Source organism: Amycolatopsis tolypomycina (assembly GCF_900105945.1).
Classification (GTDB): Bacteria; Actinomycetota; Actinomycetes; order Mycobacteriales; family Pseudonocardiaceae; genus Amycolatopsis; species Amycolatopsis tolypomycina.
This window is the reverse complement of the sequence record NZ_FNSO01000004.1, coordinates 3,392,494-3,403,133: the sequence shown is the minus strand read 5'-3', so window position 1 is coordinate 3,403,133 and position 10,640 is coordinate 3,392,494. Positions and strand designations below refer to the sequence as shown.

Annotated in this window: 9 protein-coding genes; 3 read left to right on the top strand and 6 right to left on the bottom strand. The window is 70.8% G+C overall.

Annotation, left to right across the window (positions count from 1 at the left end):
* Positions 1-7 precede the first annotated feature (7 nt).
* The 4 genes from BLW76_RS25645 to BLW76_RS25625 form a co-directional block, all read right to left on the bottom strand.
* Positions 8-853, bottom strand: a complete 846-nt coding sequence (locus BLW76_RS25645) for an ABC transporter permease (RefSeq protein ID WP_091311723.1) — start codon at positions 851-853, stop codon at positions 8-10.
* Positions 850-1,827 carry an ATP-binding cassette domain-containing protein gene (locus tag BLW76_RS25640; RefSeq protein WP_091311721.1) on the bottom strand — a complete coding sequence of 326 codons (978 nt, stop codon included), beginning with the start codon at positions 1,825-1,827 and terminating at the stop codon, positions 850-852. The genes BLW76_RS25645 and BLW76_RS25640 overlap by 4 nt, the downstream gene beginning before the upstream one ends.
* Before the next feature lie 11 nt (positions 1,828-1,838).
* Positions 1,839-2,375, bottom strand: a complete 537-nt coding sequence (locus BLW76_RS25635) for an NADPH-dependent FMN reductase (protein WP_091311719.1) — start codon at positions 2,373-2,375, stop codon at positions 1,839-1,841.
* Positions 2,376-2,890: 515 nt separating this feature from the next.
* Positions 2,891-3,247, bottom strand: coding sequence for a VOC family protein (locus tag BLW76_RS25625; RefSeq protein WP_072477610.1), 357 nt, complete (start codon positions 3,245-3,247; stop codon positions 2,891-2,893).
* A 662-nt stretch (positions 3,248-3,909) separates the two neighbouring features.
* Between BLW76_RS25625 and BLW76_RS25615 the strand changes: the two genes are divergently transcribed.
* Positions 3,910-6,729, top strand: a complete 2,820-nt coding sequence (locus tag BLW76_RS25615; RefSeq protein ID WP_091311716.1) for an AbfB domain-containing protein — start codon at positions 3,910-3,912, stop codon at positions 6,727-6,729.
* 113 nt (positions 6,730-6,842) lie between these two features.
* Positions 6,843-7,841: a hypothetical protein gene (locus BLW76_RS25610; RefSeq protein ID WP_091311715.1), complete on the top strand. Its 999-nt coding sequence runs from the start codon at positions 6,843-6,845 to the stop codon at positions 7,839-7,841.
* Between the two features lie 227 nt (positions 7,842-8,068).
* On the opposite strand, the gene BLW76_RS25605 is transcribed toward BLW76_RS25610, so the two are convergent.
* Together BLW76_RS25605 and BLW76_RS25600 are read right to left on the bottom strand one after the other, a co-directional pair.
* Entirely contained in the window at positions 8,069-9,010 is a 942-nt protein-coding gene (locus BLW76_RS25605) for a hypothetical protein (RefSeq protein ID WP_244170306.1), read from the bottom strand.
* A 219-nt stretch (positions 9,011-9,229) separates the two neighbouring features.
* A complete protein-coding gene (locus tag BLW76_RS25600) occupies positions 9,230-10,159 on the bottom strand; it encodes a phosphotransferase family protein (protein WP_244170305.1) in 930 nt (309 codons plus the stop codon).
* Positions 10,160-10,210: 51 nt separating this feature from the next.
* Between BLW76_RS25600 and BLW76_RS25595 the strand changes: the two genes are divergently transcribed.
* Positions 10,211-10,585, top strand: a complete 375-nt coding sequence (locus BLW76_RS25595; protein ID WP_091311712.1) for a MerR family transcriptional regulator — start codon at positions 10,211-10,213, stop codon at positions 10,583-10,585.
* Positions 10,586-10,640: the final 55 nt, after the last annotated feature.

Genomic DNA, 10,640 nt, shown 5'->3' with positions numbered 1-10,640 from the left:
CCCGCGGTCACTTGCGGTTGTAGAGCCGCATGGTCAGCGTGCCGAACACCGCCACCAGCAGCACCGACGCGCCCAGCGTGATGAGCACCGCCGGGACGTCCCACGCGCCCGCCATCATCGAACGCACGCCCGTCACCAGGTGGGAGATCGGGTTGATGTCGACGACCACCCGCAGCCAGCCGGGCATCGTCGACGGGCTGACGTAGATGTTGGACAGGAACGTCAGCGGGAAGATCACCATCATGCTGACCCCCATCACCGACTTCTCGGTGCGCAGCAGCAGCCCGAACATCGTCCACACCCAGGAGAACGCGAACGAGAACACCAGCAGCAGCGCCACCCCGGCCGCCACGCCGGCGAACCCGCCGCCGGGGCGGAAGCCGAGGATCAGGCCCACCACCATGATCACCGCGGACGCGATCAGGTAGCGCAGCACGTCGCCGAGCAGGTAGCCGACCATCGCCGACGGACGCCAGATCGGCAGGGTGCGGAACCGGTCGAAGACGCCCTTCTCGATGTCGGTGTTGATCGAGATGCCGGTGTACATCGTGATCATCACGATGCTGCTGGCGAGAATGCCGGGCAGGAAGAACTGCAGGTACTCCCCCGGCGAACCGGCCAGCGCGCCGCCGAAGAGGTAGGTGAACATCAGCGTCATCATGATCGGGAACGCGGTGACGTCGAACAGCTGCTCGGGCACGTGCTTGATCTTCAGCACGGCCCGCCAGCCGAAGGTGACCGACGTCGACAGCGCGCCCGGCCGCGGCGGCCGCTCGGTCGCGACGAGCACCGCGGCGAGGTCTTCGGCCCTCGGTGCGGTGAGTTCGGTGTCCTTGACTGCGGTGGCACTCATGCCGCTTCCTCTCCGCCGGCGGTGTGGTCGGTCAGGGCCAGGAAGACCTCGTCGAGGCTGGGCTGGCCGAGTGAGAAGGTGTCCACGGTGATCCCGGCGGCGGCGAGTTCGGCCAGCGCGCGGGCGGACTGTTCGGCGGCGGCGGTGTCGCCGGCCGCCGCGGTGAGCCGCGCGGTGAGCGCGACCGGGTCCGGCTCGCGCTGGATGGCGGCGTCGACCACCCGGGCCAGCACGCGTTCGGCGGCCTCCCGCTGGGCGGCGTCCCGCAGCCGGAGGTGGACCGCGCCCGCGCCCACCGAGGCCTTCAGCTCCCCTTGGGTGCCTTCGGCGATCACGCGGCCGTGGTCGATCACCGCGATCCGCGACGCCAGCTGGTCGGCTTCGTCGAGGTACTGGGTGGTGAGCAGCACGGTGGTGCCCTGCGCGACGATCGCGCGCACGATGTCCCACACCTGGTTGCGGCTGCGCGGGTCGAGCCCCGTGGTGGGCTCGTCGAGGAACAGCAGGTCCGGGGTGTTGAGGATGCTCGCGGCGATGTCGAGCCGCCGCCGCATGCCGCCGGAGTAGTGCTTGACCTGCTTGTCGGCGGCCGCGGTCAGGCCGAACGCGGCGAGCAGCTGCGCGGCCCGGTCGCGGGCGGCCGGCCGGGTGTGGCCGAGCAGGCGGCCCAGCAGCACCAGGTTTTCGGTGCCGGTCAGGTCTTCGTCCACCGACGCGTACTGGCCGGTGAGGCTGACCCGCCCGCGGACGGCGTCGGCCTCCCGGACCACGTCACGGCCGAACACCCTGGCCTCACCGCCGTCCGGACGCAGCAGCGTGGCCAGCATCTTGACGGTGGTGGTCTTGCCGGCACCGTTGGGCCCGAGGACGCCGTAGACGGTGCCGGCCGGCACGACGAGGTCGACCCCGTCCACGGCGCGGGTGTCGCCGAAGGCTTTGACCAGCCCGGTGGTTTCGATCGCGGGTGAGTTCATCTGCGGACCTTTCATGCGCAGTAGGGGCGGCTCCGGCGGGCGTCGCGCAACGCGAGCCCCCACCAGGTGAGTTCGTCGAGCAGGGCGGTCACGTACTCGTCGTCGAACGCCGGCTCGAGCAGATCGAGGGCGACGACGTCGCGCATCGTCACGGTGTGCAGTTCGAGGAAGACATCCCGCAGGTGTTCGACGGCGTGCCGGCCACGGGCACGGTAGCCGTAGGAGACGAAGCCGACCGGCTTCGCGTGCCACTCGTCATAGGCGAAGTCGATCGCCTGCTTGAGCGGCCCGGGGAAGCTGCGGTTGTACTCCGGCGTGACGACGACGTATGCCTCCGCCCGCGCGATGCGCTCCCGGAACCGGGTCAAGGCCGGGGTCGGCGCGGCCGGGTACGCCGCCGGGAGGTCGGCGTCCACGAGGTCGAGCGCATCGAGGTCGAGCCCGGCCCGCCGTGCGGCCGTGGTGGTGAACCAGTGGCCTACCGCCGCGCCGGCCCGGCCTTCTCGGGTGCTGCCGATCAGGACCGCCACTCGCAGTGGCTCCGCCATGGCTGCCTCCTCTCGCTTCACCTTGTGGGCGCGAGAGGCCTGCCAGATCGAATCTGGCTGGAACGTTTCAGGCGCTTGGTGGTCTCTGCTCGGAGGTGCGGCGTCCGTACGGGACGGCTCGGGCAGCGGCGGTTTCCCGGTGGGCCGAGGTGAGCAGGCCCCACGCCATCGATCCGGTCGCCCGCGTCCTCACGAGCTTCAACTACGCCGTGATCACCGGGATCACCGCATCCCGAACACGGTTGGCAGTACTGGAGAATCTCGCCGGCGCAGTTTTCGTCATATCGGCAGTACTGCTGTTCTATTCGGTGGCATTGACCATAGACGCGGTGAACGGCGCATCCAGTGTTCCTGATCCAGATATGTTGTCCGTGGCCAAGAAATTGCGATGGCTGGTCGACCCGAACATCCGGTACTGGAACGAGCCCGGCAAGGGCGGCCACTTCGCGGCGTTCGAGCAGCCGGCGTTGTTCATCGACGAGGTCCGGTCATGCTTCCGGCTGGTCCGCCGATGGTCACCCGGACTCGGTAAGCGGCTGGCTAAAGATCAACAAGTGCCCATCGGGTGTCCGTACGTTGAAGTCGCGCATCCCGTAGGGCCGGTCAGCCAGTGGCTCGACGATGTCGGCGCCGCGGGCGCGCAGCTCGTCGTGGCAGGAATCGACGTCGTCGACGACAACCGTCACCCTGGCCGGGCCGACGCTGCTTTCGGCGTACAGGTGGAACTCGGCGGTGTCGCGGATCACGGCCGCGTAGCTAGGTGGGGTCTCCCAGGTGAATATGGTGTCAAATCCGAGCACGTCCGTGAAGTACGACCGCGCTGCCTGCACATCTCGGCACGGCAGCACGGGGATTGCCACCCGCATGACCATTCCGTCACCTTACCTGACTTTGGCTCAAGATCGATGATCTTGAGTAGGGTGCTCATCCTCGGCGCGCGGATACCCGACGTGCCGTACGTGGTCCAGGCGTGGCGCCACGAGCACCCGGATGAGCAGATCCCGGCGGGCACATCTGCACCCAGCCCTGGCCTGCCGGCCCCAAGGACCAGCGCCGCGACCAGATCATCTACTGCCGGTACCGGGCGGACCGGGCTCGGCGCACCCTGCACGGCATCGACGAACAGGTCGCCAAGGCCGAGCAGGCCGTCGCCGGCAAGGGAGATTCGGCACGCTCGGCGTCGCGATGATCCTCGCGGCGGCCGGGCTGGTGCCCTGCGACCCGAGCCGCCCCGACGCCGACCCGCACGACCTCACGAACGTCCCGAACATCGTCGCCTGGCGCTATTTCCTCCAGCTCGGGTTCGGTGGGCCCGAGCCGCGAAGACGCGATCCGGGCCCGCCGGCGCCTCCCGCCAATAGGCGAGCGCGGCGGCGTGGAACGCCTTTGCGAATTCAACAACGCCGACGAATTCCGGTAGATTCCACATTCATTCCGTTGGCCCGTCTCCTGTGTTACCTTCGGATCCGATCGGCCCACGGCCGTGCTCTTCAGGCCTGTCCGTGGGTTCGTGCGCCTGAGGGGGTCGAGTCCGATGCGCCGTCTTGTCGTGCTGGTTCTCGCGTTGCTGTGCGCGGTCGTCGCCGGGCCGGTGCCGCCTGCGGCGAACGCCGTGGTCGCGCCCAAGCCGCCGCCGCTGTCCACGCCGTGGACCTCGCAGGTGGACACCGGCAACCCGCTGCCCGAGTACCCGCGGCCGCAGCTGACCCGGCCCGATTGGCAGTCCCTCAACGGTGAATGGGAGTTCCTCAACCCCGCCACCGGCGCGAACGGAAGCGTCGACCGCTATGCCGCGCCGCCGCTCGGGCAGACGCTGCCCGAACGCATTCTCGTGCCCTACCCCGTCGAGTCGGCCTTGTCGGGCATCATGCGCAACGACAACCGGGACCTGATGTTCTACCGCCGCACCTTCACCGTGCCGCAGGCGTGGGCCGGGCGGCACGTGCAGCTGCACTTCGGCGCCGTCGACTACGAGGCGACCGTGTGGGTCAACGGCGTCCAGGTCGCCACGCACAAGGGCGGCTACGACCGGTTCGAAGCCGACATCACCGCCCGGCTCAACGGCGGTACCAACGAACTCGTCGTCCGCGTCTACGACCCGACCGACGGCCGCGGCGAGAAGCAGCCGGTCGGCAAGCAGGCCAACACTCCCTCGGACATCTTCTACACCCCGACCTCGGGAATCTGGCAGACGGTCTGGCTCGAACCGACCGCGCCGTCGTCGATCCTGTCCGTCGACATCGTCCCGAACCTGGCGACGGACACCGCGCGCGTGCGGGTGTCCGGCCGCGGCGACGTCAGCGGGTACTCCGTGCTCGCCGAGGCGATGACCGGTGGCGCCGTCGTCGGCACCGCGACCGGGGGCTTCACCGAGTTCTCCGTGCCGGTGCCGAACGCGCGGCGGTGGTCACCGGACGATCCGTTCCTCTACGACCTGCGCGTCTCGCTGCGGGACGCCTCGGGCGCGCCGGTCGACCAGGTCGTCGGCTACTTCGGCATGCGCGAGATCGGCACGAAGAACGTCAACGGCGTGCTGCGCCCGACGCTCAACGGCGAGTTCACCTTCCAGATCGGCACCCTGGACCAGGGTTTCTGGCCGGACGGGCTGTACACCGCACCCACCGACGAAGCCCTGGCTTCGGACCTGCGCAAGCACAAGGACCTGGGCTTCACCATGGTGCGCAAGCACATCAAGGTCGAACCGGCACGCTGGTACCATTGGGCCGACCGGCTCGGGTTGCTGGTGTGGCAGGACATCCCGTCGACACTGTTCGCCGACGCGACCCGCACGCCGGCGCAGATCGCTGAGTTCGAGACCGAGGCGCGCGAGATCGTCGACGAACACCGGTTCTCCCCCGCCGTCGTGACCTACGTGCCCTTCAACGAGGGCTGGGGCGAGTGGAACCTCGACGAGACGAAACGGGTCACGACCAGCCTGAAGAACTACGACCCGACCCGGCTGCTCGACGCGCACAGCGGCTTCAACTGCTGCTACACCAAGGGCGACCCGGGCACCGGCGACATCATCGACTGGCACCTCTACCCCGGGCCGGACGCGCCCCGGCCCGCCGGGACCAGGGTGTCGGTGCTCGGCGAGTTCGGCGGGCTCGGCCTGCGCAACCCCGGCCACGAGTACAGCCCCACCGGGAAGTTCTTCGCCTACGAGCAGATGGCGAGCGCGGCGCAGCTGAACGACCGCTACACCGGGATGGTCCGGGACGCACGGCAGCTGATGACCACCAAGGGACTCTCGGCCTTCGTCTACACGGAGCTCACCGACGTCGAAGGCGAGTACAACGGCCTGTTCACCTACGACCGCCGCGTGCAGAAGGTCGACACCGGCCTGATCCGCGCCGCGCACGCCGACCTGATCGCCGCCTCGCGCAACCTGAACGCGGCCGTGCCGCTCCCCCTCGGGCAGGTCCGCTCGTTCCGCGTCACCACGCCCGGGTACACCGACCGGTACCTGCGGCACGCGGACTCCTTCGCCCGCACCGACGTCCTCACCACCGGCAGCGCCGACGGCCCGCGGCAGGACGCCTCGTTCCGCACCGTCACCGGCCTGGCGGACCCGCGCTGCTTCTCCTTCGAGCCGGTCAACTTCCCGGGCAAGTACCTGCGCCACGCCGACAACCGGATCCGGATCGACAGCGACACCGGCGGTTCGTTCGCCGCGGACGCCACCTGGTGCGCCCGGCCGGGACTCGCGGCCGGCGGGACGTCGTTCGAGTCATTGAACTTCCCCGGCCGGTACCTGCGCCACTACGCCGAAACGGTGTACCTGGCCGTCAGCGGCGGGACGAACCCGTGGGACACCGCGACCGGGTTCGCCGCCGACGCGACCTGGAACGTCTCGGCGCCGGCGCTGTGGCGCAGCTCGCGGGCCCTCTCGGTGAACGCGCGCCAGTCGCTGCGGGTGACGACGTGGGGCTACACCGACCGGTACGTGCGCCACCAGGACGGCCTCGCCGCCACCGCGGTGGTCACCAACGGCAGCAGTGCCCTGCTCAAGCAGGACGCCACCTTCACCGTGCGGCGCGGGCTCGGGGAATCCTCGTGCTATTCCTTCGAGTCGGTGAACTACCCCGGGCAGTTCCTGCGCCACCAGGCCGGCCGCGTCCGCATCTCCCCGGACGACGGCACAGCCCTGCTGCGCGCGGACGCGACGTTCTGCACCCGGCCCGGCGTCGGCGGCACCGGCGTGACGTTCGAGTCGCTCAACTTCCCCGGCGCGTTCCTGCGGCACTACGACGCCCAGGTGTACATCGCCTCGGGCGGCGGCACGGGCGCCGAACGGCCCCAGACCCTGACGGCCGACAGCAGCTGGACCGTGGCGGCGCCCTGGGCCCCGTGACCTCCGCCCGCGGCGCATAGGGGTGGCGGTCACGCCGGACGGGTGACGCGGCTCAACCGGCGGACGGGGCGAGGCGTGGAGTCGGCATCGACCGATTCCGAGGGGGAATTCGAATGTTCCGACGTGCTGCCGCGCTCACCGTCGCGGTCCTCGCCCTGGGCGCCGCCGTCATGGCACCGGCCGCCACTGCGGCGGCGGCCTGCAGCTGGACGGCGCACAAGATCGTGGCGCCCGACGGCTACTCCGACACCGAAGTCACCATCACGGGGACCGACAGCCACGGCAACTACGCCGGGCACGTCCTCGACCGGAACGTCAACCAGGGCAAGGTCGTCCTCTGGACCGACGGTGAGCCCCGCATTCCGGACGCGCTCGCGCCGTTCGCCTACCCGAACGTCGCCGACGAGAACTCCGCCGGGACCGTGCTGCTGGACGGTGGTCTTCCGGGGACGAGCTGGGGCGTCTACCTGTTCAGCGGCGGCCACCACGGTCCCGGCACCCTGACCCGCCTGCCCGACCCGGCCGGCTACCGGCTCGACTCGGCCGTCGCGCTCAACGACCGGGGTGACGTGCTCGCCTCCGCCACCGATCTCGGGGACGGCCACCGGGTCAGCGTCCTGTGGTCGGTCCTGGCCGCGGGACCGCAGGTCATCGACCTGCCGGACCGGCACGGCATGGACCTCGACGACGACGGCACCGTGCTGCTGCACGCCCCCGACAACAAGCTCGGCGGGCTCTGGCGGGCCGGCGTGGTCACCCCGCTGACCGGTGAAGACCGTCCGGTGCTGATCCGGCAGATCCGCAACGGCGTCGTGGTCGGCACGGCGATCGACTCGTGGCCCGCGTCGCGTGCCCTGGCGTGGCACGGCCCGGCCGACCCGCGACCGCTCGAACAGGGCGGGACGGCGGAAGCGACCAACAAGCACGGGCTGATCGCGGGCAGCCTGACCAACCTGATCGGACCGTCCGCGGTCTGGCAGGACACCAAGCTGCTCGGCCTGCTCCCCTTCCCGGACGGTGGCTACGCGGACGTGTACGTCGTCGGCGACGACGGCGTGATCTTCGGCAACACCGACAGCAAGCACGCCGCACTGCGCTGGACCTGCGACTGAAGTCCGTGGTGCCGGATACCGGGTCATCTCCTCGCTGCCGGCCACGACCGACGGCGGGAGCAAGTGGGGGCTGTACCGGGACTCCGAGGACTCGAGCCGGAACCTGTACGACCGCGGTACGCGGCCCAGTGCATCAGCTACGCGGGCTGGGTCGGCGACCGGACCGGGGACAACGGCACGAACGCGGTCGCCACCAGCGGCTGGGGCTGGTGCGACTGAAGCCTCCGTCACGCGGGGCGGAAGCTGCCCAGGCAGGGGTGGCCGGGCAGGCCGGCTTTGGCCGGTTTGCCCGGCTGCGGGTAGCCCAGCAACCACAGCTGCCCGGTCATCGCGACGTTCGCGGCCAGCGAGATGTCCGCGGTGAGCCGGAACCGCGTCTGGCGCCCGTCCGGGTACAGCGCCCAGCCCGTCAGCCGGACCGCGCTGCGGGCCCGGGGGACGAACGGCGTGTCGAGCGCGATCCGCAGTTCCACCCAGCCGTCCTCGGTGATGGGGCGGCGGATCCGCAGGCTGCCGACGGCCATCAGCAGTCCCAGCATCAGGAAGACCGCGCTGCCGCCGGCGATGCCGCCCACGCCGGCCGCGTCCGCGATGCCGCCGGAGCCGGGGTCCGCCGCCGACGCGGCGAACGCGAGCCCCGCCGCGCCCACCGCCAGGAACGCCACCCCGCTGACGGCCGACCGGCGGGCCTGGAACGCCCGGTGCGCGGCGATCACCGGATCGTGCGACGGCGGCGTGGGGTGGCGTGCGACGAGCTCGGCGGGCACCGCCCCGGCCACGGGTGCGTCCTCGATCCGCGCGGCCCGCAACCACATCGCGCCCGGCACGCGGACGAACACCCGCCGGCCCGTGCCGAGCACCCACAGCCGTCGCTGGCCTGCCAGCTGCACGCGGGGGCCGTCGGTGAGGCGGGTCCGCAGCCAGCGCCCGTCCGGCAGGCGCACCGAGACCCGCGACCCCTTCGTGAACAACCCGTCCGCAGCGATGTCGAGCCGGTGGTACGGCTCCCCGAAGAGACTTCGGACGCGCCGGTAGAGGACCAGGACGTAGGTCCACATCGCCAGCAGACCGCCGAAGACGCCGAAGTAGAAGTAGGGCAGCGTGCTCCCCCACCCTCCGGTGAGCATCAGCAGCACGCCCAGCAGGACCAGCGCGCCGCTGAGTCCCATGCGGACAATGGTCAGTTCGGTCAATTTCTGGACAAACCCGGCAAACAACGATTCGGCGCCCGACGGCACATTCGGAACGGGTTCGTAGACGCGAACTCTGTCCGTGCCGGAAGTGCTGTCCATGCCTTGTCCCCCATCGGTTCGTGTGCTCGGCCGCGGCAGCGTATCCGGCGGGAGAAAAGGGACTCGGGCCGGAGGTGCAATTCCGCGGAATAGGGATCAGAGGTCGTCGAACCGGCGGAGGCGTTCGATGGCCTCGGCCGCCGACAGCGAGGTGACGGGCAGCCCGGCCGCGTGCTGGAACTTGGCGTCGAAGGCCCTGGTCCACACGCCCGCCGCCCACGCGCGTTGCCATTCGCCGGCGCTGAGTTCCCGGCCGCGCGCCCGGCCGTACGCGACGAGGAATCGCCGCGTGTCCTCGACCGTGGCCAGCCTGTCCGCGTCGGCGGTCGAGTACAGCGCGGCCGCGAAGCCGACGAGGATGTCTTCGCTGTCCACGGTCAGGCTGTCCCAGTCGTGCACCACCAGGAGCGCGTCCTCGTGCCAGCGCAGGTTGCCGGCGAGCCAGTCGCAGTGGCCGATCACCGCGCCGGACCCGCCGACCCGCAACCGGTCGCGAGCACGACGTCCGGCGTCGTCGATCCACTCGGCGCCGGGCACCCCGTCGAGATCGATGTCGGAGTCTTCCGAGCGCGGCCAGAGGCCGTCCCCGCCGTGGTTCCAGGCCGCCCACGACGGTGCCGGGCCGAGCGGCGGCAGCTCGTCCGGAGCGGGCGCCACCCGGACCAGCCACGCGAACGCCTCGGCGAAGGCGGACGCCGCGTGACCGGCGGACGGCAGCACGGCGCCGCCGGGGACGTGGACCTCCGCGGTGGCGACGTGACCGTCGAAGGGAATGGCGCCGGTGAGCGGCTCCGGGCAGGGATAACCGGCCCGGAACAGGCGACGCTGGACCTCGACGCACACCGCCACCCGCGGCGCGTCCGGGCGAACCTTGACGACGACCTCGCGGCCGTCGGCCAGCCGGAGCCCGATGACGGCGGAGAGGTGCCCGGACCGGAACATCTCCTCGACCGGCGAACTGCCCAGGTGCGCCCGGCACCAGCGGGCGAGACGATCGGGGTCGGCCGAAGGCACGCGAGGCGGCATCCCGGCATCCTGGCAGACGAACCGGGTCCGGCCCGGGCGTAGGCTTTCCGGGTGCGAATCGGCGAGCTCTCCCAGCGCACGGGCGTGAGCCCGCGCTCACTGCGGTACTACGAAGAGCAGGGCCTGCTGACCAGCTCCCGCTCCGCCGCCGGGCAGCGTCACTATCCCGACGCCGTGGTCCAGCGCGTGTCGCTCATCCGGCAGCTGTTCGAGGCGGGGATGTCCAGCCGGGTGATCGCGACGGTGCTGCCCTGCGTGGACGTCCCGGGCGACCTGGACGTCGCCGAGGAGACGTCCGCGGCGATGCTGCGCGAGCGCGAGCGGATCGACGCCGAAATCGCGCACCTGGTCGAGACCCGGGATGCGCTCGACGTGCTGATCAAGGCCAACAGCCGGCACCGGGCGGAGCTGTCCGCGACCCGGTGACGCGCCTGTGACCTGCGCCTCAGCCGGTTGCCCCTCACACCGATGTCAGCGGTGA

What these genes read in the sequence shown, in the direction of transcription:
- BLW76_RS25615 (WP_091311716.1), top strand. Translation starts at nt 3,910, where the DNA reads ATGCGCCGTCTTGTCGTGCTGGTTCTCGCGTTGCTGTGCGCGGTCGTC.
- BLW76_RS25605 (WP_244170306.1), bottom strand. Translation starts at nt 9,010, where the DNA reads ATGGGACTCAGCGGCGCGCTGGTCCTGCTGGGCGTGCTGCTGATGCTC.
- BLW76_RS25640 (WP_091311721.1), bottom strand. Translation starts at nt 1,827, where the DNA reads ATGAACTCACCCGCGATCGAAACCACCGGGCTGGTCAAAGCCTTCGGC.
- BLW76_RS25625 (WP_072477610.1), bottom strand. Translation starts at nt 3,247, where the DNA reads ATGGTCATGCGGGTGGCAATCCCCGTGCTGCCGTGCCGAGATGTGCAG.
- BLW76_RS25610 (WP_091311715.1), top strand. Translation starts at nt 6,843, where the DNA reads ATGTTCCGACGTGCTGCCGCGCTCACCGTCGCGGTCCTCGCCCTGGGC.
- BLW76_RS25645 (WP_091311723.1), bottom strand. Translation starts at nt 853, where the DNA reads ATGAGTGCCACCGCAGTCAAGGACACCGAACTCACCGCACCGAGGGCC.
- BLW76_RS25635 (WP_091311719.1), bottom strand. Translation starts at nt 2,375, where the DNA reads ATGGCGGAGCCACTGCGAGTGGCGGTCCTGATCGGCAGCACCCGAGAA.
- BLW76_RS25600 (WP_244170305.1), bottom strand. Translation starts at nt 10,159, where the DNA reads ATGCCGCCTCGCGTGCCTTCGGCCGACCCCGATCGTCTCGCCCGCTGG.